General features: G+C 46.1%; 23 protein-coding genes. 13 read left to right on the plus strand and 10 right to left on the minus strand.

Going from position 1 to position 24,513, the window contains the following annotated elements; translation table 11 throughout:
• Positions 1–269: 269 nt before the first annotated feature.
• Both QUA20_RS10100 and QUA20_RS10105 read right to left on the minus strand, forming a co-directional pair.
• On the minus strand, positions 270–854 hold the full coding sequence (locus QUA20_RS10100; protein WP_333188341.1) for a PAP/fibrillin family protein: 585 nt from the start codon (positions 852–854) through the stop codon (positions 270–272).
• 138 nt (positions 855–992) lie between these two features.
• Positions 993–2,669: a glycosyltransferase family 4 protein gene (locus tag QUA20_RS10105; protein WP_333188343.1), complete on the minus strand. Its 1,677-nt coding sequence runs from the start codon at positions 2,667–2,669 to the stop codon at positions 993–995.
• 413 nt (positions 2,670–3,082) lie between these two features.
• On the opposite strand from QUA20_RS10105, the gene QUA20_RS10110 reads away from it, so the two are divergent.
• The 8 genes from QUA20_RS10110 to QUA20_RS10145 all read left to right on the plus strand — a co-directional run bounded on the left by QUA20_RS10110 (position 3,083) and on the right by QUA20_RS10145 (position 12,790).
• Positions 3,083–3,322 carry a DUF3134 domain-containing protein gene (locus tag QUA20_RS10110; protein ID WP_172190580.1) on the plus strand — a complete coding sequence of 80 codons (240 nt, stop codon included), beginning with the start codon at positions 3,083–3,085 and terminating at the stop codon, positions 3,320–3,322.
• A 130-nt stretch (positions 3,323–3,452) separates the two neighbouring features.
• Positions 3,453–4,568 carry a phospho-N-acetylmuramoyl-pentapeptide-transferase gene (gene mraY / locus QUA20_RS10115; RefSeq protein ID WP_333188347.1) on the plus strand — a complete coding sequence of 372 codons (1,116 nt, stop codon included), beginning with the start codon at positions 3,453–3,455 and terminating at the stop codon, positions 4,566–4,568.
• 340 nt (positions 4,569–4,908) lie between these two features.
• Entirely contained in the window at positions 4,909–5,913 is a 1,005-nt protein-coding gene (locus QUA20_RS10120) for a glycosyltransferase (RefSeq protein WP_333188350.1), read from the plus strand.
• 551 nt (positions 5,914–6,464) lie between these two features.
• Entirely contained in the window at positions 6,465–8,324 is a 1,860-nt protein-coding gene (locus tag QUA20_RS10125; RefSeq protein WP_333188353.1) for an NAD(P)H-quinone oxidoreductase subunit F, read from the plus strand.
• A 104-nt stretch (positions 8,325–8,428) separates the two neighbouring features.
• Positions 8,429–9,148, plus strand: a complete 720-nt coding sequence (locus QUA20_RS10130; RefSeq protein ID WP_333188356.1) for a carbonic anhydrase — start codon at positions 8,429–8,431, stop codon at positions 9,146–9,148.
• A gap of 112 nt (positions 9,149–9,260) precedes the next feature.
• On the plus strand, positions 9,261–10,814 hold the full coding sequence (locus QUA20_RS10135; protein WP_333188358.1) for an NADH-quinone oxidoreductase subunit M: 1,554 nt from the start codon (positions 9,261–9,263) through the stop codon (positions 10,812–10,814).
• 173 nt (positions 10,815–10,987) lie between these two features.
• Positions 10,988–12,310, plus strand: a complete 1,323-nt coding sequence (locus QUA20_RS10140) for a CO2 hydration protein (RefSeq protein ID WP_333188360.1) — start codon at positions 10,988–10,990, stop codon at positions 12,308–12,310.
• Between the two features lie 273 nt (positions 12,311–12,583).
• The gene (locus tag QUA20_RS10145; protein ID WP_172190588.1) at positions 12,584–12,790 is read left to right on the plus strand and encodes a hypothetical protein; all 207 of its coding nucleotides are present in this window, start codon (positions 12,584–12,586) and stop codon (positions 12,788–12,790) included.
• A gap of 41 nt (positions 12,791–12,831) precedes the next feature.
• On the opposite strand, the gene QUA20_RS10150 is transcribed toward QUA20_RS10145, so the two are convergent.
• Entirely contained in the window at positions 12,832–13,302 is a 471-nt protein-coding gene (locus tag QUA20_RS10150; protein WP_333188362.1) for a hypothetical protein, read from the minus strand.
• Between the two features lie 183 nt (positions 13,303–13,485).
• Here QUA20_RS10150 and QUA20_RS10155 point away from each other — a divergent pair, with 183 nt between their 5' ends.
• The gene (locus QUA20_RS10155; RefSeq protein WP_006631306.1) at positions 13,486–13,698 is read left to right on the plus strand and encodes a helix-turn-helix domain-containing protein; all 213 of its coding nucleotides are present in this window, start codon (positions 13,486–13,488) and stop codon (positions 13,696–13,698) included.
• A gap of 224 nt (positions 13,699–13,922) precedes the next feature.
• Positions 13,923–14,117, plus strand: a complete 195-nt coding sequence (locus tag QUA20_RS10160; protein ID WP_172190590.1) for a hypothetical protein — start codon at positions 13,923–13,925, stop codon at positions 14,115–14,117.
• A gap of 84 nt (positions 14,118–14,201) precedes the next feature.
• Here the strand turns inward: QUA20_RS10160 and QUA20_RS10165 are convergent, their stop codons facing one another.
• The gene (locus QUA20_RS10165) at positions 14,202–14,543 is read right to left on the minus strand and encodes a hypothetical protein (RefSeq protein WP_333188365.1); all 342 of its coding nucleotides are present in this window, start codon (positions 14,541–14,543) and stop codon (positions 14,202–14,204) included.
• 1 nt (position 14,544) lies between these two features.
• Entirely contained in the window at positions 14,545–15,276 is a 732-nt protein-coding gene (locus tag QUA20_RS10170; protein ID WP_333188368.1) for a group 1 truncated hemoglobin, read from the minus strand.
• Between the two features lie 177 nt (positions 15,277–15,453).
• Between QUA20_RS10170 and QUA20_RS10175 the strand changes: the two genes are divergently transcribed.
• Positions 15,454–15,648, plus strand: a complete 195-nt coding sequence (locus tag QUA20_RS10175) for a hypothetical protein (RefSeq protein WP_333188370.1) — start codon at positions 15,454–15,456, stop codon at positions 15,646–15,648.
• Between the two features lie 230 nt (positions 15,649–15,878).
• Complete coding sequence (locus QUA20_RS10180) at positions 15,879–16,673, plus strand: DUF4238 domain-containing protein (protein WP_333188372.1); 795 nt, start codon at positions 15,879–15,881, stop codon at positions 16,671–16,673.
• Positions 16,674–16,884: 211 nt separating this feature from the next.
• On the opposite strand, the gene QUA20_RS10185 is transcribed toward QUA20_RS10180, so the two are convergent.
• The 5 genes from QUA20_RS10185 to psaA form a co-directional block, all read right to left on the minus strand.
• Positions 16,885–17,016 (minus strand): hypothetical protein, encoded by a 132-nt coding sequence (locus QUA20_RS10185; RefSeq protein ID WP_333188375.1) that lies wholly within the window; start codon positions 17,014–17,016, stop codon positions 16,885–16,887.
• A gap of 59 nt (positions 17,017–17,075) precedes the next feature.
• Positions 17,076–17,861, minus strand: a complete 786-nt coding sequence (locus tag QUA20_RS10190) for a hypothetical protein (RefSeq protein WP_333188378.1) — start codon at positions 17,859–17,861, stop codon at positions 17,076–17,078.
• Positions 17,862–18,374: 513 nt separating this feature from the next.
• Positions 18,375–19,130, minus strand: a complete 756-nt coding sequence (locus QUA20_RS10195; protein WP_333188382.1) for a class I SAM-dependent methyltransferase — start codon at positions 19,128–19,130, stop codon at positions 18,375–18,377.
• 262 nt (positions 19,131–19,392) lie between these two features.
• Positions 19,393–21,621 (minus strand): photosystem I core protein PsaB, encoded by a 2,229-nt coding sequence (gene psaB, locus QUA20_RS10200; protein WP_333188384.1) that lies wholly within the window; start codon positions 21,619–21,621, stop codon positions 19,393–19,395.
• A 110-nt stretch (positions 21,622–21,731) separates the two neighbouring features.
• Positions 21,732–24,026 (minus strand): photosystem I core protein PsaA, encoded by a 2,295-nt coding sequence (gene psaA, locus QUA20_RS10205; RefSeq protein WP_333188387.1) that lies wholly within the window; start codon positions 24,024–24,026, stop codon positions 21,732–21,734.
• On the opposite strand from psaA, the gene QUA20_RS10210 reads away from it, so the two are divergent.
• Positions 24,025–24,150: a hypothetical protein gene (locus QUA20_RS10210; RefSeq protein ID WP_333188390.1), complete on the plus strand. Its 126-nt coding sequence runs from the start codon at positions 24,025–24,027 to the stop codon at positions 24,148–24,150. The genes psaA and QUA20_RS10210 overlap by 2 nt on opposite strands.
• Positions 24,151–24,513 lie beyond the last annotated feature (363 nt).

Genomic DNA, 24,513 nt, shown 5'->3' on the forward strand with positions numbered 1-24,513 from the left:
TCTACCGAAACATAAACCTATTCATATTCACTCATTTATTTATTATACATCGCTGATGTTATTAAATTTTCATTCCTAAGTTTTAACGGTTATCCTATCTGAAGCTTGTATCGGCTATGGATTTGAGGGTTTTAGTAAGTATTGAATTGTTTGCGAAAGTGATATATTTTTGATTTTTAACCGCAGATGAACGCGGATAAACGCGGATGAAGGAAAGATAAATTGAGAATGAGTTAAGTGGCGATCGCACTTAATCACACATCACAAAATCACTCTTTTGTCAACACAAAGACACTTCCTTCATTCCCGCGCCCGATCCGCAAATCGCTATCCAAATAAGTAATATCCAGCCATCCCTGCTGTTCGCGACTATCGAACCCGAAATCTACAGCAGCGAACTTTTTACCCAACTCAATCTCATTGATAAACTGGACTGGAGATTCATAGCCAATCAACCTGCTTAAACCGAAAATTGACCGTTCAAACTTCACCTGCACTCGCCGTTCCGAAGTGACCTCAAATCTCGCCGCCACACTGACAATTCCTTCTAAGTAAGGCAAGCCGTAAAGTTCGGCAATATTGTAAATTTTAGATTCTTTGACGCGGATAGATTGATAAATTGAACCCAATTTCACCAAGGGAAAACCGTCAAGATTCAGCAGTGCGCTGCTGGTGGTGTACAATAACCGCCAATCGCCATTTAAAAGCTCTGCGGCTTCCACAGGGCGTGGTGTGGGGTTGTAATCTTCCAATTGGGCGATCGCGCTTAAAATCGCTTGTTTGTCGCTAGCCGTCGCCAGCAAACCGCGATTCTTGCCAGCTATTATTTCTAAGAGTGCAGATTTTCTAAGCATAGTTTTTTAGGAAGAGAAATGACTCAGGAAAAAATATTATTGAGTTCGCGTTCAATATTATTTATAAATTACGCGACAAGTCGTTTTTAGCGCGCTTATTATTGGGTCTTTTTGTGCGCAGCGTACACCCTACATTAATTAATGACTAATAACTAAGATACCAAATTTCATTAGATAGAGCATCGTCCGATATAGGTATGCTAATTCTTGCTCGTTTTTAACGTAGCGTCTGATAACTTCCCCCACGCTGACAGTACCTTCTTGCTTAATTGTATCCAATATTTCCATCTGAATGCTAACAGATATTCTCCGATCGTCACCAAAACTGGTAAACCAAATTGTCTGTATCTGCTGTAAATTTTCTGGTGTGGCGATCGGCCCTAAACTCAGCATCATCTCATTGCTTAAAGTTCGAGTCGCATAATGACCCAATACCCGAAAAGGATCGTCGCCCAGCGGATAAGGCGGCTTCCCGGCTTTTACAGGTGCTGACTCTGGTGCCCCAAGGCGAATTTCTGCTAATTCCCGCCACAATTGTTCGTAAGCTGCAATTACTACTTTCCAATCATAAATTTCCCTTGCCCTTTGTCTGGCATTTTCCCCCATCCGCTTTCTCAATTCGGGGTTTTCAATTAATTGGCACAAAGCCCGGGTGCAAAAATCAATGTCAACTGCTGTGGCTAGGGAAGTATGGCCCATGTAAGTCGGCCAATTTAAGCTGCCGTCGAGATAATTTAGCGCTAAATCTAAACAAGATTCCGGGGGCGGGATGAGTGTGGGAATGCGGAAGCCGTCTATTTCATGGCGTACAGATTCTTTGTATCCGTTCCAGTCGGAGACTATGGCCGGCAGTCCGTTCGCCATTGCTTCTATTGGCGTGAGTCCGAAGGTTTCTTGAATGTTGTCGGAAAGCGAAATGAAAATGTCGGCCGCCGACCAAATATTTATTCTAATTTCGGGCTGTCTCCCATCTAAAAAAATAGCATTTAGGGAAGGACAAAAGATTTGCGCGCTATTTTTAAAGTCGGGTTCTTCTCTCGGATCTTCGATCCAACCTGCTTGAATTAAGTGGATTTTGGCTTTTGTCTGTTGTGCGGCGGCCTCTAGGGCGATGTACATCGGTACCGGATGAGCTTTTGCAGAAAAAGTCAATCGACCGACAAATAACACAACAATATCGTCGGGAGAAATGCCGAGTTCTTGCCGCAGTTGGCGGCGACTATTAACTGCTTCCACACCCTGGGGAAACGCGCTGCAATCCACTCCTAGGGGAATAATCGGCAATTTGACTAAAATTTCCGGTTTACCGCCGTTGCGCTGCGCTAAATATTCAGACCACTCCCCCATAACTCCTTCTACTGCTGTTTTCGCGGCGGCAGAGGTGCAGATCAGGGCGTCCCAAGGCTGCATGGGTGCGGTTATCAAATCGCCGATCGCCCCCATGACATATTTGGTACCGATGGTGTGAGTAACGCCGCAAACGCTGTAGGCCCGCTGATCGACAAATCTGCGCGCCCAAACCATCTGCGAGAGGGCGGGATCGGGTCGGTAAATTGTGCCCGGTTGAGAGAGCAAATCCGGTCGTTCTGTGGGAATCCAGCGGACTTTCCGAGGTTGTTGCAGCCAAGGTTGGATGTGCGAACAAAACTCCTTAAAGGTTGTTTGGCTGTCGGCGCAACAGTAGAGAGAGTCAGCGGTTCCGTGTTGGACTAAGCTTTTGAGAAACCCTTCTCCGGCTGAATGACGCCCCAGAAGTTTTTGCCCTCCGGTGTGGTAACCCTCTTTGTTGTATAAAACCGCCGCCGTTGTATCCATTCTGAGATTTATTGCGCAAGAGTTGACTGAAGAAGCCAGAGGGCTTTCTGGATAAGGCTTTGATGAAAAATCAGGAGACTGTTCTGAATCAACCGCTTGCCCGTTAACGAGGCTTGCAGAAGAGGATCGCCACCTGTCCCGCGATATCTTAAAGACGACCGTCTGGGATTACAATGCTTAGGGCTAAAGAAGGATTGGCAAGAGCGGATTTTAGTGTTATCCTGAGGCCCATGATTGGGGGCGATCGCCTTTTGGGTCTCCCATCTTATCCGATCCGGAACCAAACAGTGCTTGTGGTATAATGCTTTAGCCTTGCTAGATGCCCGATTTGCAAGTGCTTCATCAAAGCAGCAGTCCGTCGGCAAAACATTACCTCTACTCGATCGCGTCTTTGTCTTTAAAAACCGAGAATCATGTACAACCCATCTCTGCGTCAAATACCTCGCCACTTGCCTGCGGATGTAATTCCATTAAAGCAGCAATCTTCTCTTTTAGACTGGTTGGAATCTAACAATCGCCTGTTAGCAAGGGATGTCCAAGAACCCGACTATCTGCACGAAGAAGAAATTTCAGAACTAATGGCAGTTGACGACAGTCCTTACGATGATTTAGAAGAGGAAGTTGAAGAGGATGCGAGTGTAGGCGAGGAATAACTTGTAGAAGGGTGAAGTAATCAACCGGAAACAGGGAATAAAAACTAAGATATTTCCCAATCTCCTGTAGCGCACCCTATTCCCCAATTTTCAATTGCTTGTTCTTAAATGGTGTGTGTTGAGGAGTGTTATGGATAACTTTGTGGATGAGAAAATTTCTTTTACTATGCCTTTCAAACTTACAGGCAGGAATTTATTCCTGCTGCTGGGTTTGGGGCTCGGCATTGTCGCGATCGGTTTAGATTTAGCAGCGGGTAGACTTTTGAATGGGCCTGCATCGCTATTTATGCCACTAGCTGTTTGTGCTGTAGTTGCATCGGCTGTGGGCTGTGGAGTTGTGCCTTTACTCCAGCAATTAAAAGCAGGACAAATAATTCGCGAAGACGGCCCCCAAGCTCACTTAAAAAAGGCGGGAACGCCGACAATGGGAGGCATCTTTTTTGTGCCAGCAGGGGTCGCAGTTGCTTTGCTTTGGTCGAGATTTAACTCAGATGTTGTTGCCGTATCAGCTTTAACTTTAGCTTACGGTTTCATCGGCTGGATCGACGACTGGCAAATTTTGCGTCGCAAGTCGAATAAAGGTATTTCACCTAGGATGAAATTGGCTTTGCAAGTAGGTTTTGCAGCTCTATTTTGTCTGTGGCTGATGTTCCGCGAACCAGCTATTTCTACCAGCATTGCTTTGCCTTTCGGTTGGGTATTGCCTTTAGGTTTTCTGTTTTGGCCGCTGGCTGGTTTTGTGCTGGTAGCTGAAAGCAATGCTACTAATATTACCGACGGGATTGATGGGTTGATGGGAGGTTTGGGGGCGATCGCACTTTTGGGATTGGGCGCATCTGTAGCCTCAACTTCGCCAGAATTAATGATATTTTGCGCCTGCACCAGCGGCAGTTGTCTCGGTTTTTTAGCACACAACCGCAATCCAGCCAGCGTGTTTATGGGCGATACAGGTGCTTTAGCTTTGGGCGGTGCGTTGGGTGCAGTAGCTTTATTAACAAATAGCCTTTGGATATTATTAATAATCAGCGGGATTTTCTTTATTGAAACGCTGTCAGTAATTGCTCAAGTAGGTTATTACAAAGCTACAAAAGGACCGGATGGAATCGGCAAGCGTCTGTTAAGAATGGCTCCGCTGCACCATCATTTAGAGTTGTGCGGCTGGCTAGAAACTCAGGTTGTTGGCATTTTTTATCTAACTAACGGGGTGTTAGTGTTAATGATTCTGATGTTGACTAGCAACAGTTGAGAACGGATTGAGTGACGGACTGCACAGGGGATGTAAGAGATATTTTCTACTATTTCAAAGAAACAGGCAAGATGCCTGTTCCACAACTCCATTCAGTTGTTGTGGAACAGGCATCTTGCCTGTTTAAGGCTCCGAAGTTATAATTTTGAGAATTGATATCCCCAGTTAATGCAATGGAACTTAATAACGCTTTTTAATTATTTGAACGAACCGCGAAGACGCTATAGCGCGAAGGAAGAACTACATTTCCTTATTTATCTTCCTTCGTGTCCTTAGCGCCTTCGCGGTTCGTTTAATCTTACTCAATATTAGTTATGTGATCGTTTACGGTTGTTTTTGAATGATTAAAATGTTTTTACCGGAAGTTTCGGTAGTAGTGCCAATTTACAACGGCGAGGCAGATTTGCCGGAGTTGATCGAGTGCCTGCGATCGCAAACTTATCCGATCGACAGTGTAGAATATCTCTTAGTAGACAACAACAGTCGCGATCGCACTTCAACCATTATCCAAACAGCAGCCTCTAACCCCCCCTCAGTCCCCCCCTTGGTAAGGGGGGGAAGCAATTTCAATCGAATAACCATTTGCCACCTCACCGAAAATCAGATTCAAAGTTCCTACGCCGCCCGCAATCAAGGAATTCGCGCATCAACAGGCGAAATCATTGCATTTACCGATGCAGACTGTCGCCCGGAATCTGACTGGCTGGAAAATTTAGTTAAGCCATTTGTTGACTTAGAAGTAGGAATTAGTGCTGGGGAAATACTCGCATTGCCCGGTAAAACTATTTTAGAACAACACAGCGCCCGCGAAAATACTTTATCTCAAAAACATACTCTCGCTCACCCTTTTTGTCCCTACGGTCAAACCGCGAATTTAGCTGTACGCAAGCAAGTTTTAGAAACAGTAGGTTTGTTTCGTCCCCATCTCACCAGCGGCGGCGATGCTGACTTATGCTGGCGGATTTTGCGAGAAACATCCTATAAATTGTATTTTGCTGAAAATGCGATCGTCCGACACCGCCACCGTTCTACAATAAAACAGTTGCAAAGTCAATGGTATCGGTACGGCGAATCTAATAAATATTTGCACGAACTTTACGGCGTCGATTTGATGCGAGAATTCACAACAGGGGAATATTTTTACCGGCTGGCTAGATGGCTTTTTAAGGAATTTCCAGTTGCTGCTGCCAAAAGTGCGTTAGCGAAGCCCTCGAAGAGGATCGCCCGAGCCGATCTGGTAGATTTGTTTAATACGCCGATCGGTCTTTTGAATGTTAGGGCCAGGTCGATGGGACAGCGCCAAGCCAAACTTCCAGAATCAGCTTGGGACATTGATCGGTTCTAATATTTTAGAGCATCAACATTTCACGGACAGGCAAGATGCCCACCCCACAAAAAAAATTGAACTTTTGTGGGGTGGGCATCTTGCCTGTTCTAAATAAGCATTTCACCGGCAGGTAGGATGTCCAACCCCTACTCCCCACAAAAAAAAATTGAATTCTTGTGGAACAGGCAAGATGCCTGTTGCTCAAAATGGTGTACCCCACAAAAATTGAACTGTTGTGGCACAGGCATCTTGCCTGTTGCTCAAAATAGTGCATGATGTGCGATCGAATCAATGATTCTTTTTTATACAATCCCCGCCTCTAAATACGTATAAGTACAGTTTATTGGTACATATAGATATGCTAAATCCGAAATATGAGAATTTAACGTAATCCTTAATATAAAATTAATAAGTCGATTCTGAAGCGCTCGGTTTGACGACGGGAACGAACTCACAGGCAAACCCCCAAATTTTCTTTACTTCTGCCTTCTGGCTTTTCAGTGCTGTCGTCAGCGCATCGGAATTATTCTCAGATTTTTAAATCTTTGTAACCTTTACAGGTAATGCCAATGGCTCAAATCTTACTCCAGACAGTTTGGTTTATACCTTGCTATCCACTCATCGGCGGAGTTCTGTCAATGCTGTGGTTTCCGGCAGTTACTCGCCGCACCGGGCCCAGACCGTCCGGTTACGTAAACGCCATATTAACCTTGTTCGCTTTTTTACACGGCGTCATCGCCGTGACAGCTATTTGGAACCAACCGGCGCAACACCAGTTGATTCCCTGGCTGAACGTAGCAGGTTTAGACTTAACCATTCCCGTAGAAATCTCTGCTGTCACTGTCGGGGCGACTGTTTTGATTACCGGACTGAACTTGCTGGCGCAGATTTATGCTTTCGGTTACATGGAAATGGACTGGGGCTGGGCTAGGTTCTTTTCCCTGATGGGGCTGTTTGAAGCGGGGATGTGCGGCTTGGTACTGTGCAATTCCCTGTTCTTCAGCTACATGATTTTGGAAGTTCTGACTTTGGGTACTTACCTGCTAGTCGGGCTGTGGTTCAATCAGTCTTTGGTGGTGACAGGAGCCCGCGACGCTTTCTTAACCAAGCGGGTGGGTGACTTATTCCTGCTGATGGGAGTAGTCGCAATTCTGCCGCTGGCTGGAACTTGGAATTTTGACGAGTTGGCTGTTTGGGCCCAGACTGCAAAGCTTGACCCGACTGTAGCGACGTTGCTGACTTTAGCTTTGATTGCCGGCCCCATGGGTAAATGTGCTCAGTTTCCCTTGCACCTGTGGCTGGATGAGGCGATGGAAGGCCCGCTACCGGCGACGATTTTGCGGAACACCGTAGTTGTGGAAACTGGTGCTTGGATATTGATTAAGTTGCAGCCGGTGATTGCTTTGTCGCCGATCGGACTGAAGACAACTATTATTGTAGGCGCTGCGACGGCGGTGGGTGCTTCATTAATTGCGATCGCCCAAATTGACATCAAACGCACGCTTTCCTATATAGTCAGCGCTTACATGGGCTTAGTATTTATCGCCGTCGGCACCGGACAAGCCCAGACAGCCCTGACATTGATATTTGCCTACACCTTGGCAATGGGTTTGCTGGTGATGAGCATCGGTTCGGTAATTTGGAACACCGTCACTCAGGATGTCCGAGCTCTCGGCGGTTTGTGGGGAAAGCGGCCGATATCGGCAATATCGTTTATTGTCGGTAGCGCTGGATTGGTGGGACTGCCGCCCTTCGGCTGTTTCTGGGCTTTAGAAGACTTCACATCCGGGCTTTGGGAAACTCACCCTTTCTTGTTAGGAATAGTGCTGTTTGTAAACGGCGTCACTGCTTTTGGCTTAGTGCGCGTCTTCGGTTTAGTTTTTGGCGGCAAACCAAAGCAAATGACCGAACGTTCGCCAGAAGTTCACTGGCCTTTTATCTTGCCCATGACTGTTTTAATGGGCTTTACTTTGCACGTTCCGCACTTGCTGGCCGCGTGGCAGTTATTGCCCGGGGCGAGTTTGAATTATACCGCCAGTGGACTGCTAGTTGTGTCAACGGCGATCGGCATCGGTGCAGGAGCATTTGTTTACCTAAACGAGAAATGGGAAAAACCGGTGCGAATCGGTTCTCAAGCCCTGCAAGACTTTTTCGCTTACGACTTTTACACTGCCCAACTTTACCGCGTGACAGTGATATTTGCAGTTGGTTTGGTTTCCCAAACCATCTCCTGGTTCGATCGCAATATTGTGGACGGATTCGCAAACTTAATCGGTTTTGCAACGGTTTTTGGCGGGCAAAGCCTCAAGTACAACGTTAACGGTCAAACTCAGTTTTACGCCCTGACAATTCTGTTCGGAGTTGCACTTTTGGGACTGCTGATAAGCTGGCCTTTGCTAGCTCGCCTGTCGCTGATTGTCGGCGGGTAAATAGAGTTAATATTTAAGATTTTAGGTGACATTTTTAATCTAAAATCTTAAAAACATGAAGTCTTGAACAAAGATTTCAAACTAGATACAACAAGGCAACATCAATGAACTCAAACAACAGACAATTCAATCTTTCCCGACGCAATTCCCTCAAATTTGTCGCAGGAGCCATTGGTACAGGGATACTTGCAGCACGAGCAGGCGCTGATTTGGCTGCACCCGAACCAGCAATTGCTCAAACTGACTTGACTCCCGATGCAGCTCTCCAAAAGTTAATCGACGGAAACAAACGGTTTGTTGACAGCAAACGCCAAAGTCCCAACCAAGACTTACCCCGCCTTCTCGAAGTTGCCGTAGCTCAAAAACCCTTTGCTGCTATTCTCGGCTGTGCAGATTCCCGCTTTCCTTCGGAAATTATCTTCGATCAAGGATTGGGTGATTTATTTGTCTGTCGTGTGGCCGGAAATGTTGCTACTTCCGAGGAAATTGGCAGCCTGGAATTTGGCACGCTGGTACTGGGAGCAAAAGTGCTTGTGGTAGTCGGGCATAAACGGTGCGGTGCGGTAGACGCAACCGTTAAAGGAGCTCAAGTTCCCGGTCAGATTGGCAGTTTGCTCGACGCCATTAAGCCTGCTGTAGAAAGCTCGAAAAACCAAACGGGCGACAGAATAGAGAATGCCTCAAAAGCTAATGTTGTGCTGCAAGCTAACAAGTTGAAAGCCTCTCCAGTTATCTCAAAGTTAATTGCGGAGAATAAACTGAAAGTTGTTGGTGGGTATTACGATTTAGACACGGGTCGAGTCACTATTCTTTCTGAGTCGTGATTAAATTTGGGATTGATAATAGGGAAAAAGTTTAACATCTAAACTCTCAAATTATCAAAGACAAGAGGCTGCAAAATTGATTGTTCACTCTTCACTCTTCACTTCACACATTATGCTTAGTGCCTTGCTCTGGTTGCCCGCGTTGGGCGCTGCGGTAGTCGGGTTTTTGCCCGGAAACATCAATGGGATGCGTCTGCGTTCAATAGCCTCGGCTTTTGCTGCTGCTGTTTTCCTTTTGAATATTTGGCTGTTGACTCAATTCGATACAGCCAATTCGGGACTGCAATTTCAAGAATATTTGCCTTGGATTCCACAATTAGGTTTGAGCTACAACTTGGGCATTGACGGCTTGTCCTTACCGCTGCTGGTTTTAAGTGCTTTGCTGACGCTATTAGTCATTTACGGTACTGGCGAAGGGATGGCTCGTCCCCAGCTTTACTATGCTTTGATTTTGCTGATCAATGCTGGTATTGCCGGAGCTTTGATGTCTCAAAATTTGCTGCTGTTTGTACTGTTTTACGAAGTAGAATTAATTCCTTTCTACCTGTTGATTGCGATTTGGGGCGGAAAGCAGCGAGAATACGCTGCCATGAAGTTTTTGATTTACACGGCAGTTTCGGGATTTTTAGTTTTAGCGGGATTTTTGGGTGTTGCTTGGCTGAGTGGCTCTTTAAATTTCGATTACACTGCGATTACCACTCAAGAATTGCCCTTGAGAACGCAATTGATCCTGCTAACAATTGTGCTAATTGGGTTGGGAATTAAAATTCCTTTAGTGCCGCTGCATACTTGGCTGCCTGATGCTTACGTCGAAGCTTCGCCAGCAACAGCAATTCTGCTGGGAGGGATTTTGGCAAAGTTGGGAACTTACGGTTTAGTGCGGTTCTGCTTGCAGTTGTTTCCCGAAACTTGGTCGATTGTAGCTCCCGGTTTAGCGATTATCGGGACAGTGAGCGTGATGTACGGTGCTTTGAGCGCGATCGCCCAAAAAGACATCAAGCGCATGGTAGCCTATAGTTCGATCGGACATATGGGCTACATCCTCGTTGCCTGCGCCGCGGGTACGAAACTCGCGTTAATCGGCGCTGTCGGGCAAATGGTAAGCCACGGCTTAATTTTAGCTTTGCTGTTTTATTTGGTAGGCATCATCGAAAACAAAGTAGGCACGCGGGATTTGGACGTGCTCAACGGTTTGATGAACCCGATGCGGGGTTTACCCACTGCCAGTTCCCTGTTAGTTTTGGGCGGCATGGCAAGCGCCGGAATTCCGGGTTTGGTGGGTTTTATTGCCGAATTCTTAGTGTTTCAAGGCAGTTTTTCGATCTTTCCAATTCCTACTTTACTCTGCATTTTAGCTTCTGGCTTAACAGCAGTTTACTTTGTGATTCTGCTCAACCGCACCTGTTTTGGGAAGTTGGACAACGCCACGGCTTACTACCCTCCTGTTACGTTTGGTGAAAATATGCCGGCGCTGGTTTTGGCGGGCATAATATTTGTGTTGGGAATTCAACCTGCTTGGCTGCTCAAGTGGAGCGAATCAACTACAAATGCGATCGTTGCTACTCTGCCGGCGGACAGAAATGCCCAAGTAGCTATTAGCTATCCCCTTGAACATTCGGCGATAAAAATCACGTCTACAGAAACGATATCCGCCGGCGCAGACTAAGAGAATCTACTCGTTACCAGGCTCTGCTTGGTAACGCATCTCCTCCGGCTCTGCCTCCAATTTTCCGGTTCAGGCCTGGATATCGGTTCCCAAGCACAGCCGGGGAACCAGTTAAAGAATTGCCACTTTTTGCAATAATTCAAAATATTTAGGTTCAATCAAAGGAAAGAACAATGGTACAAACCCCTAATAAACCAGCAACTAAACTACCTCCTTCCAAGCACGAATTTTCTGAAGTAATTCACAGGCTAGAAGCTGGCGGCGCGATGATTCCAGATACGCCGGAAAATCTAATGCAAATTATCGCTATCTGGAAAGCTTACGCAGTGCCGATGGATTTCTACTGGCGGGATTTGCTTTACATCGCCGAACGGGTATTTTTACACCCGCTTCCTTTCTTTAAATACTTTTTACCTCAAGAGTATTTAGACTTGCAAAATCACTATGCAGGCGACGGTGCAGATTTGCGGATCTGGCGCGGGACTGGAAGTGCTCACCCGGAACTTTTGGAGTTCATGGAAAAGGGAGAAACTGGTAAACTCCCTCGATTTATGCACCATTTGTGGCACGATCGCATTAACATGGAATTTGCCGAAGAGTGCATGAGGTCAATGCTTTGGCACCGGGGCTTGTACGTGCCGACCAATCAATTCGATCCTTATTTGGACACTGACGAATATAAGGCTAATGCCGATCGGGCAATTAAAGCTTACTTCAAAAAAGACCCGTTCATGCTGGCACTTCACAAAGCATTTCCCGAAATGTTTTTAGAACAGTGCCGCCAAATGTCTTATTACAGCAATCTAGGTTTATTCTGGGAAGTCATGGCGCCGGTGTTTTTTGAGGTTTCCGACTTGTACGACGAAGGGAAAGTTACCACAGTCCCGCAGGCGATGGATTTCCTAGTAAATGGCATTTTTGCGATCGCCGGTCGTCCGATTTACCACCACGTTCAAATCGACGGTGAAACCTACGAAATCATCCCCAAATCTAAGGGTTTCACTTGGCTTTACGAAGCAGCGTTACCTTATGTGGAAGCTGTATTTTACCGCACTTCGCCGTTCCGAGGCACCAAATCTTACAACGCTCAAGCTAGGGAAGTTCCTGACGACCAAAAAGACTTCCACTACGGAGTATTGTATGCAGACAAATTCCCGGTAGGTACGGCGGGGATTCCGCCGACTTTGCTAGCACAAGATATGCTGCATTTCCTGCCGCCTTATTTGATGGATTTCTACAAACAGCGCTGTCGCGGCGAAGATGATATCCTCAATCAAATTGGGGTGACATTTCAGCGATCGATGTACTGCGTTACTTCGGCGGTGATTCAAGCTTTGCGGACGGCGCTTTTGTATCCCTTAGATGACCAGAATCCAAAGCATTTGAAGGCAAATCGGGCTTTCTTTGAGGCTCAGCTCGATCGCTTCTGCCGCCCGGAATACGGCATGAAATATGCAGCGAAGCTCAAGAATATTCAGACTTCGGATTACAGGTAAAGGATGTTTAAGGGAGGCATCTTAGCTGAAAAGTTTGCCAGTCCGTTAGCCAGGGGTTTAAACCCCTGGCTCAAAGCTCAAGTCGGTTGAAACCGACTGGGCAAAATCAGAGTTTTTTTAAGCAGTTGAAAAAGTCCTATAATATTAAGTCAGTTGGCATCGTAATTATTCATCTGTATCACTGATTTTCCTCTAATTTCTCTGCGTTCTCTGCGGTTTGATCACTCAGATAAAACCGGAAATGATATAACCAATAAAAAATAACCAATAACTATGGACAGCAAAGATCTAGCCAAATATATCGAAGCAAAGGACGGGATTTCCAAACCTTGGCTGTTGGTGCAACTGCGGCTGAAAAAATTGCAAGAAAGGCGATCGGAGATTTCTGCTGAAGAGTATATGACAGAACTTACTGACCTTCACAAAGATTTAATGAATCTGGGGGAATGGTGGCTGGGTATCGAGGATGAAGTGTTTTAAAATTTAATTGAAAGTTCAAGTAGAATTAAGTCGATCGCACTTTAAAATTTTTCCATCAAATGTTTTTCTTGGGCATAGACATCTCGTAGCTGTTGCAGCTCTGCCCCAGAAATGACCGATTTAACAGTAGCTACCAGTTGGCCCCACTCCAGCAATCTGTCAACTGAAACAGCTTTTTTGAACTTGTACGTGTAGAATTTCGTCCAAAATGCTGGTGCTTGCTTGCTTTTCCAGCGTTTGTACCATCTGCCAAAATCTTGAGGTGCGATCGGCTTTACTGCTAAAGTCGGGGGAAAATCGGCGTAGCTGACAAACCGACTGATGCCTTTGGCGTGAACGTACACCATGTAACGACAGCATTCGATGCGGTAAATCTCGTCTACTGCGATATTGAACAGGAGTGCAACTGTTTCTTCGGTAACGAATCTCGCCAGCGGATGCAGGATTGGCGATTTGTGAATTATTCTCGATTCTGCGATCGTCCGCGATTTTGCCGGAGTTTCTGATATCATGGCTAGTACACCTCTGGATATGGTTAGTAGACTTCTGGATATGGCAAATGCACTTTTTGATAGAAAGAAATAATCTATCCAGATTAGGTTTTACAGACGATCGCCCTTTAGTTTTCCAGGCCGGGGGGCGATCGGCTTTTTAGATGAATTTATTGTAAGGTGTTATAGCACCCATTGTCAAGCATGGGTTTAGTAAGAATTAAAGTCAGAGAACTAGCCGCAGAGAAAGGTTGGACATTCAAGGAAGTTTCAGAACGTTCTGGGGTGGTCTACAACACTGTCAAGCATTATGCCCGCTGTCCCGGGCTGACAACGGTTGACTTTACTTTGCTGCTGAAATTAGCTCGCACTTTTGATGTGATGATTGAGGATTTGGTTGAGGTTTTGGAGGAATAGTCGATCTGCCTTTCCACGTTTTTACTATAAACTTTTTTGTTTCGTCTTGTCAAGACGCGCTTAAACACTTTGCACCGCAGCTAAAAGCTCAGCTTAAAGGTGCTAAGATTTAATCCAAGTTATTAATCTCCCGTTACCTTTGTGACAATCAAGCAATTTGGTTCGGGGCCTCGGATTCATCTGTCGGATCGATCTAAAATCTAAAATCTAAAATCTAAAATTGGATGACTAGAGCCAGTACCGCCATCGGGGTGAGCCCCATCATCAAGGAAATTGTGCAGAAAAAGGCGCTAGCAACCCGACTAACGCTGAAGGAAATTATCTATGTCGGGATGCTGGCGATTGACGATTTGGACGAAAAGCGCCTGCAAGAGTTGGCAGATAAGGTGCATCAGATGCAGGTGAATGGTGAAATTTGAGGCGATGAGGGCGATCTCACTTCGGGTGAAGTAAGGCAAGGGCGCTCCTATGGAATTCGTCTACTGAAACAAATTCTCATTTTTCTACCAATAAATAGGGGTCTTCTTCTCCTCAACAGGAGCGTTCTCCCATCTAGTATTTGTACCCGTTTCGGTGCTCTTAGCCCCACACAGTCCGCTCAAATCAACTATCGTGCTATCGGAGCGCTGATAAAAACAAAAAGGTCGATCGTTGGATTGAGCATGGGGTGGAGCAAAAATAGCAGGCATGGAAAACCGCTCAGAAGACTGCCTCGGCATTGGGGATACTGGAACTTTCATCTCGGTGGTTGGCTCTGAGGGTTGTGCACGGGCTGCGTCGGCTTTTACCATTCCTGACAGTAGCAGAAATGCCACCGAAAGCAGGAGGAGATTGCAGCGTTTCATATTACTTTTCGACAATCTTGCTTCTGAGACTATTAACAAATGCCAGGACTTCGGATTTCTCTGGTGGATTGACCCTATTTTTATCGAGAGCTTGGGACACATCATTAGCAAAAGCGTTAAATTCATTGTTCGTGAGACCTCCATCCATTCCACTATGGGAAAGCTTCATAGTCCGCCCTGTATAAACACAAGGCCCCCCTGCCGCTTGGCAGAATTGATCCACTAACAACTGACGCAGCCTCTGTTGTGAGTTTGTGCCCAAGCCAATAAAGTATTTACCAATTAGTGCGTCAGCGAATATGAAAGTTGTTGAATCATCAATGACTTTTGCGATCGCGTTGTAGCCTCCCAGCCTAGTGTAGAGAGAATTTCCTCCGGGAACTTGTGCAATCAGATCTGTAGTTACTTTTTCTGCTGATTCTTGTGCTGGCATCACCGGCGTAGAACGAGCGAAACTAGGGCTTAATCTGAAAGTAGTCACAACGATGACTGTCATACAAATTAATGTCAACAACATTGCCAAAGATTTACTGAGTTTCATTGAAAAATCTCCAATTGTGAGGGTAATATGGTTAATTGAATCTTCAGCACTAAGTGATTTACAGATACATAGGCTTAAGAAGTCGGAAGCCGAAGTCTCAGCCCAACTAAACTTAGTCTTTCGCTCTGTGCGATCGTAAAGATGCGAGGGTAAAGAGCGATCGCTCTCCACTTCAATTGATAACTTTACCATCAAATCATCTTACGGTAGAGTTTGTAATATTTCTTAGATAAGTCAGCATTTGCGGATTGATTGACTTCACATTGTGTTGCATCTTGTCAAAACGCGGTTAAACAAGTTGCATCGCAGCTAAAAACTTAGGTTAAAAGTCCTAAGATTTAATCGAAGTGGTTAATCTCCGGTTAGTTTGTGACGAGAGCCCGTACCGCCATTGGAGTCAGCCCCATCATCAAGGAAATTGTGCAGAAAAAGGCGCTAGCAACCCGACTAACACTTAAGGAAATTACCTATGTAGGGATGCTGGCGATTGACAAGCTATACGAAAATCGCTGGCAAGAATTGCCCGATCGGGTGCATCAGATGCAGGTGAATGGGGAGATTTGAGGGGATAAGGGCGATTCCCTACGGGATAGCTACGCTTCACGTACTTTTGGTGAAATGAGGTTCGGGGCGATCGTTGCTAAAAAATAAGAGATTTTAGTGAACCTACTTCTACAAGTTTAATTAATAATTACTAATCCCTCAAAAAGATCCTATTTAATATTCCCAATGTAGATTAATTTGTGTTACAGTAAAAACATAAAATAATCTAATTTTTATTGGTGCTAAACCGTATGTCAAATGTTAAAAATAAACACTATGTACCTCAATTTTACCTAAAGTATTTTACTAACCAGCAAGAAAAACTGTGTACTTTTGATAAATTTGAAAATAAAATGCTCCCATTTACTAACGTCAAAAATTTAGCGTGTGAAAAATATTTTTATGATTTTCCTCAACAATCTGGCAATAAAGACCGCCAACAACCGATGGAAAAGTGGTTCTCAGAACTTGAAACAAAAGCTTCTAAGTTTCTGAATCATATCCAGAATAAAATACAAGGCATCCTCAGTTTGAAGCCCTCAGAAAAAGTGGATTCTCTTCAAGTTTTAACTCAAGACCAGAAGCTTGATTTAGCATATTGGGTAGCCGTTCAATCTCTCCGTACAAAAGATTTTAGAGATTTTTCAAACGAGTTTTGGCAAAAAGCTCAATCCTTGATACCCAATATAGTAGAAGAAGTAGAAGATGAATTATCAAGACGCCTCAATCAGTTTGAAGAAGACAATTCTATTAAGGTTGACGAATCATTGGCTAATGAAATTAAAAAAGACAGACTTAATCAGTGTATGTCTACATTATCATACTTGGAAAATGATGGTATGCCTATCACACAAGCAAAATTTATTTTTGATCATTGCAAAGAGCTTGCAGAGATTCTTTTCAATCATATTTGGTTGATAGGAGTAAATAGTACAGATAAACTATTTTTTACATCCGATAATCCAGTTGTAATGGCTTCCCATTTAGAGTCAAGTTGTTATTCTTCAGAGGGAATAGAGGTAGTATTCCTATTAACAGTAAGCTGATCCTAATCATGTTGGAAAAGAAATATTTCCGGCACAAGCTAAACCTGGAGCGAACATTAGTTCCTCTAACAAGGGAATATGTGCTTGACTACAACCGCCTTCAGGTACTCCAGAGCTCTAGGTTTATTTTTAGTCAGAGCGATGATTTTGCTTTATTTGAAGAGATTTGCAATACTAATCTCGATGTTTGCTCGAATAATAGAGAAAGGCTTCAATTAAAACTCAACTCCCCCCCAAAATGAGGTTGAGAGAGCGATCGCGCTTTTGGTGAAGTGAAAAGGGCGATCGCTCCTACAGCCACTATAGTTGTAAGAACCATGCCATAACCTTTCGCTTCAACCATCACAAATACCTTATTGGTTCCAACAGACAACCTTAATGCGGTCGGGTGCAAGCGGGTTGTTAGGTTCCCTGTACCTCTCGGTTATTACGAACTGAGTAACTCCAACCCCTATTGACATATCCTTTACTTTCCTCACTTTTTCTACTTTCAGTTGTCTCCTCTGAAAAATCGATTATCAATTCATCTTCGTTTTGGTGAGCTGGAGCCTCATAATACTCAGCAGCAAAACGATTTAGCACATTATCATATGTCATAAATTTCTTTTGTCTGTCAACAGCAGTCGCCAGTATTAAGATATCATTGATAGTGTTACGAATATTGCTTTTGCAGTTATGTTTAGCAGCAAACTCTGAAAACAGAGTCAACCCATTTTCTATTGTCGCTCTAGTTAGAGAGTAACAACGATAATTATTATCCAAAATGTATTTCAAACGTTTTTTGAGGTACTTCTGCTTTTGTTTAGATAAATGAGAAACACTGAGTTCATATACGCTATAGTTTTTTTTGTTAATAACCTCAGCAATTGCTTCGTTTCCAAACTCACGATATGCAGAGAACTGACTGCCAAAGTCGATAATCACTTGGTCTGTCCGACAAGCACCTCCCTTGGCCCATTTAAGATTTCCAAAATGCTCGGGAATACCAAAATCACGCTCTTCTGAATTTAGTACCGAGTATCTAGCTGGATGAAGAATGTAGTAGTCAGGTTGCTTTGAGTCTCTGGGCTGAGCCAGTAAAAATTCATTAGCTGTAATTGATGAAATAGCTCGGCTTTCGTCGTGGACATCGTTCTCAATCTCCTTGAAACGATATGAAAGCACTTGTGTGTCAATAATTGTATTCACAACCGAGTCCTCTCGATCAACAACTTATCCCCCAAACTTGGGAACCTAACTACTAATTTTACCCCGCTCGCACTATAAATTTTTCTGTAGGTGCAAATTACCGCGAAAAGCTTTGGCCTGAAGGTTTTTAGGACTGATCGATCGCACTTTTATTCCTGCGTGACAGACTCAGCCAAGCGCTTCGCATTCTCGCGCCAATGAACATAAATCGGACTGTTGCGAATATCAGCTTCTAGCATCGCGATCAGTTCATCTCGTGTTTAAGTCCAAGCTTCAAGCATTCGGTTGCTTTCCCGAAGCATGGCGACAGTTTTCTTAACTTTCTGTCGATCGGGAATTTGTCTTTGCTCAGTCATACTATGTTCCAATCCCTTTTAGCCTCTTGAACACTTGCTGCTGACGCATCAAGCGCAGCTTGTCCTTGCTCAATGCTCCGATACACTAAATCCAGCACAGCAGAGGAGACGATCGCCCGAGTGGTAAAGTGAAAAGGCCGATCGAGCCTCAAGTCAGTTATGCGATCGAGTTCCCCTCTAACATCGGTTTACGTGCAACGAATCCTGCATGAGCTTTTGGCAAGTTGTACTCACCGTAACTACGTATGATTTCAACTTGAAAACCTACGCGATCGAGTGCTTCAGCAATATCTTTTGCCTTGTACAACCGCAAACAGTGTATTTCCTCATCTCGCCTGTAGGTTTCCCCTACTTTACGAAGAGTAATGATGCGGCGAATTAAGGTTTGATTCTCTTGATTTTCTTCCTTCTCAACCAGAACAATCCAATCTTTTCCTTCCGTGAATCCTTTGGTTGTGTTTCCTGCTGCAATCTGTCCGGGTTCTGCAATGTCAAAAATGAAAACACCGCCCTCGGTTAAGGCGTGATAAATGCGACGGAAAAATTGCACCAGGTTTTGGCGATCGTTGTCTGCATCAAACAGATAATTCAAACATTCGCCGATCGAGGTGACAGCATTACACGGTGGGATATCAGTTTTAAACAGCGACTCAACTCGAAACTCGCCATCTGGCACTCTGTTTCGGGCAATTGCAATCAAAGACTCAGAAATATCAACTCCCAGAACACGATAACCAGCCTTTGTGAATTCTAGTGCTGATAATCCGCTGCCACAACCCAAGTCCACGACTAAACCTTGTTGTAGCTTGTTTTCGGCCAAGATATTCAATATACCAGGGGCAGATTTAAGAGCATAATCGCTATGCCCAACATCATGAATATATGCGAGGTCTTTCTTATACCACTCTGTCATGACTTCGTTCCAGCAGACTACCTCACAAATTTAGTTGCGATCGCACTTTTATTCCTGCTTGACAGACTCAGCCAACCGCTTCGCATTGTCCCGCCGATGAACATTAATCGAACTGCATTTTGCTTCGACCGATCGATCTTATTCCATCCATCCGTTACATCGGTTACACAATCAGTTGCCGAACTTCCTTCTGCTATACAAAAAAATCCCCCGCCAGAAGGCAGGGGATTTCGTTTAATTACCTAGAAACCAGAGTTCAGAGTTACCCGAATTTCCCGGCCGTCGAGGCAATTACAAAGGCCGCGTAAGTGAGGACGTTGCCCACAGTAAAGTGAACTAAGCCAACCAAACGACCTTGGACGATCGACAAAGCAACAGGCTTGTCTTTCCAGCGAACCAAGTTAGCCAAAGGAGTGCGCTCGTGAGCCCAAACCAAAGTCTCGATCAATTCTTGCCAGTAACCTCTCCAAGAGATCAGGAACATGAAACCAGTTGCCCAAACGAGGTGTCCGAATAAGAACATCCAGGCCCAGACAGACAAGTTGTTAGTACCGTACGGGTTGTAACCGTTGATCAACTGAGAAGAATACAGCCAGAGGTAATCGCGGAACCAGCCCATCAGGTAGGTAGAAGACTCATTGAACTGAGCCACGTTACCTTGCCAGATGCCCAGGTGCTTCCAGTGCCAGTAGAACGTTACCCAAGCTAGGGTGTTCAGCATCCAGAAGACAGACATGTACATCGCGTCCCAAGCAGAGATGTCGCAAGTACCGCCACGGCCGGGGCCGTCGCAAGGGAAAGAATAACCGAAGTCTTTCTTGTCCGGCATCAGCTTAGAACCGCGTGCATCCAGAGCGCCCTTGACCAAGATCAAGGTGGTGGTGTGCAAGCCTAGTGCGATAGCGTGGTGAACCAAGAAATCGCCAGGTCCGATCGCCAAGAACAGAGAATTAGTACCGCTGTTAATCCCGTCCAACCAGCCTGGGAGCCACACGTTAGCATAGTTCGGCCAAGCGGTAGAAGCAATGCTGTCAGGGTTAGACAACAGCACGTCCATGCCGTAGAGAGCTTTTCCGTGAGCAGCTTGGATGAACTGTGCGAACACTGGTTCAATCAAGATTTGCTTTTCAGGAGTACCGAAAGCAACTACAACGTCATTGTGAACGTACAGTCCCAAAGTGTGGAAGCCCAAGAACAGCGACACCCAGCTCAAGTGAGAGATAATCGCTTCTTTGTGCTGCAACACTCGATCGAGCACGTTACCTTTGTTTGCTTCAGGATCGTAGTCCCGCACCAAGAAGATAGCTCCGTGGGCGAAAGCGCCGACCATGATGAATCCAGCAATGTACTGGTGGTGCGTGTAAAGCGCAGCCTGAGTCGTGAAGTCCTTACCTATGAAAGCATAGGGAGGCATCGCGTACATATGCTGTGCTACCAGGGAGGTGATCACGCCCAAAGCAGCGAGGTGAAATGCCAGTTGGAAGTGCAGCGAGTTGTTGTAGGTTTCGTACAAGCCTTGGTGAGGCAAGTTGAACTGACCTTCACTCTTGCCGCCGACCAAACCAGCCTTAGAATCCAACATCTCTTTGATGCTGTGACCGATACCGAAGTTAGTCCGGTACATATGACCGGCAACGATAAACAGAACTGCGATCGCCAAGTGGTGGTGAGCGATGTCTGTCAGCCACAGGGATTCTGTTTGAGGGTGGAAGCCACCCAAGAAAGTCAGAATTGCGGTTCCCGCGCCTTCGGAAGTACCGAAGACATGGTTCGCTGCATCTGGATTCTCGGCGTATACGCCCCAGTTACCACTGAAGAACGGACCCAAACCGGCCGGGTGAGGCGGGGTAGACAGGAAGTTTTCCCAACCTACGTGCTGTCCGCGAGATTCGGGGATAGCAACGTGAACCATGTGACCAGTCCAAGCCAAAGAGCTGACACCGAACAAACCAGCCAAGTGGTGGTTGAGGCGAGATTCAGCATTTTTGAACCAAGACAAGCTGGGGCGGTACTTGGGCTGGAGGTGCAACCAACCTGCGAACAGGAAGACAGCCGCCAGAATTAGCAAGAAGATAGCTCCTTGATACAGGTCGGCGTTAGTCCGAATCCCTTGAGTGAACCACCAATGGTAGACACCGGAGTAAGAGATGTCTACTGGGTTAGAAGCGCCCCCTTGAGTGAAAGCTTCTACTGCAGGAGCGCCGAATTGCGGGTCCCAAATCGCGTGAGCGATCGGGCGGACGTTTAGGGGGTCTTTAATCCACTGTTCAAAGTTACCTTGCCATGCTACGTGGAACAGGCTGCCCGAAGTCCACAAGAAAATGATTGCTACGTGGCCGAAGTGAGAAGCAAAAATCTTTTGGTAAAGATTTTCTTCGGTCATGCCATCGTGGCTTTCAAAGTCGTGTGCTGTGGCAATCCCGTACCAGATCCGCCGTGTGGTCGGGTCTTGGGCAAGGTCTTGGCTAAATTTTGGAAATTTCGTTGCCATAAGCCTTGATTAATCCTGAATCCTGAACAAAATTGAAGGGATTCGGTTCGGAGTTTGGATTCTGGGTTTGAGATTCCTCCCAAATCCCGAATCCAAAACCTAGGGGTAGTTTACCCTACCGAAATGATTCGCGCTAGGAAAAATGCCCACGTAGTGACAATTCCGCCTAACAGGTAGTGAGCTACACCCACAGCCCGACCCTGAATAATGCTCAGAGCGCGAGGCTGAATCGAGGGAGCTACCTTGAGCTTATTGTGAGCCCAAACAATGGATTCAATCAGTTCTTGCCAGTAGCCGCGGCCGCTGAACAGGAACATCAAGCTGAAGGCGAACACAAAGTGTCCGGCTAGGAACATCAGACCGTAGGCCGACAGTGCCGAACCGTAGGACTGAATTACCTGAGAAGCTTGCGCCCACAAGAAGTCCCGCAGCCAGCCGTTAATCGTGATCGCACTTTGTGCGAAATTACCGCCAGTAATGTGAGAAATTGTGCCGTCTGGCGCTACTGTTCCCCACACGTCCGACTGCATTTTCCAGCTAAAGTGGAAAATCACGATCGAGATGCAGTTGTACATCCAGAACAAGCCTAGGAACACGTGATCCCAACCCGAAACTTGGCAGGTGCCGCCACGGCCGGGGCCGTCGCAAGGGAACCGGAAGCCCAAGTTGCCTTTGTCGGGAACCAAGCGAGAACTGCGTGCAAACAACACGCCCTTCAAGAGAATCAGGACTGTAACGTGAATGGTGAAAGCGTGGATGTGGTGGATCATGAAATCCGCCGTACCCAACTCGATCGGCATCATCGCTACTTTGCCGGCGACTACTACTGCACCGCCGCCAAAAGCGTGGCTGACGATTTCCGTAGCATTAGGCGCTGTTGTGCCCGGAGCCAAGGCGTGGATGTTTTGCACCCACTGGGCAAATATCGGACGCAACTGAATCCCGGTATCCGAGAACAAATCTTGAGGACGACCGAAAGCCCGCATCGTGTCGTTGTGAACGTACAGACCGAAGCTGTGGAAGCCCAAGAATATACAAACCCAGTTCAGGTGGGAAATGATCGCATCCCGATGCCGGATCACGCGATCCAACAAGTTGTTGACATTTCCAGCGGGAGCGTAATCCCGCACCATGAATATTGCTGCGTGAGCGGCTGCTCCAACAATCAGGAATCCGCCTATCCACATGTGGTGGGTGAAGATGGACAACTGAGTCGGGTAGTCGGTCGCGATGTACGGATACGGAGGCATCGCGTACATGTGGTGAGCCACGATGATGCTCAGAGAGCCCATCAGTGCCAAGTTAATCGCCAGTTGCGCGTGCCAAGAATTAGTCAGGATTTCGTAGAGACCTTTGTGACCTTCTCCAGTGAAGGGGCCTTTGTGGTTCTCTAGGATTTCTTTCATGCTGTGGCCGATGCCCCAGTTCGTCCGGTACATATGACCAGCGACGATGAACAGCACTGCCAAAGCTAAGTGGTGGTGCGTTGTATCGGTCAGCCACAGACCGCCTGTGGTGGGGTTGAGACCGCCTTTGAAGGTCAGGAAGTCTGCGTATTCGCCCCAGTTTAGGGTAAAGAAGGGGGTTAAACCTTTAGCGAAACTCGGGTAGATGTCAGCCATCAAGCCCGGTGTCAAAATCCACTCGTGCGGCAGAGGGATGTCAGCAACTGTTTTGATCAGCTTGCCGCCGACTGTCAGCGGTGCACCTGCATCGATCGCGTCCATGCAAGCGTTGATCGGCAGCGAAACGTGAATCTGCTGTCCCGCGTAGCCCAAGCACCCGCAGCCCAACAACACTGCCAAGTGGTGGTTCATCATCGATTCCACGTTCTGGAACCATTCCAGTTTCGGAGCGCGGACGTGATAGTGGAACCAACCGGCAAATAGCATCAGGGCTGCCATTACCAAGGCGCCGATCGCAGTGCAATATAGCTGGTATGAGTTAGTGATGCCGTTGGCGTGCCACCACTGGAACAGACCAGAGGTGATCTGAATCCCGTGAAAACCGCCGCCTACATCTGCATTTAAAATTTCTTGACCAAAAATCGGCCAGACCACTTGAGCGCTGGGCTTGATGGCTGTAGGATTTGTCAGCCAAGCTTCGTAATTGGAAAATTTAGCGCCGTGGAAATATGCGCCGCTGATCCATACGAAGATTACTGCCAAGTGGCCGAAGTGAGCGCTAAAGATTTTGCGCGAAACGTCTTCTAAGTCACTTGTATGACTGTCAAAGTCGTGAGCGTTAGCGTGGAGGTTCCAAATCCAAGTGGTGGTTTTTGGCCCTTTAGCTAGAGTGCGATCGAAATGACCTGGTTTTGACCACTTCTCGAAGGAAGTGGGAACCGGATTCTCATCGACTACTACCCTAACTTTTACCTCTCGCTCTGGAGGACTAATGGTCATGAAGACTCTCCTCTCGGTAAGACAAGGAACGAGAACTGATAATGTATCTGACATTCCCCGGGCTTTTGGTACGGGGATTCTCGGTTCTCCGACACAGATTGTACTTCACTCTTTGCAGAGTTAGACGCAGGTGCATCGTCTCCCCAAGCATTTTGCTTCTTTGAAGAAGCCAGGTTCCCAGTGTCGCTAACAATGTCGCTGGGTACTGCCAACTCTTCTCACCAGATGAGCCGCCGATCGTGTCCCTGAGTTAGGTTTGATGCGGCTGCTCCTTTTGAGGGAGTTTTATGAATTATAAGCTTGCTAGAGGAGTATTAATCCCTTGTTAACAATACTTAAAAAAGCCTCAATTCTTGATGCAATAACGCCTTTAATTTCCATAGTCCCTCGAAAAAGTCAAGGGGTAATGCCATTAACTTTACAAAACTAAAAGATAAGGTAATTGACGAATACTGATTTGTAGAGAAATGTTTCGGACAACGGCTGC

The sequence above is a fragment of the Microcoleus sp. Pol7_A1 genome (assembly GCF_036701085.1).
Taxonomy (GTDB): domain Bacteria; phylum Cyanobacteriota; class Cyanobacteriia; order Cyanobacteriales; family Microcoleaceae; genus Microcoleus; species Microcoleus asticus.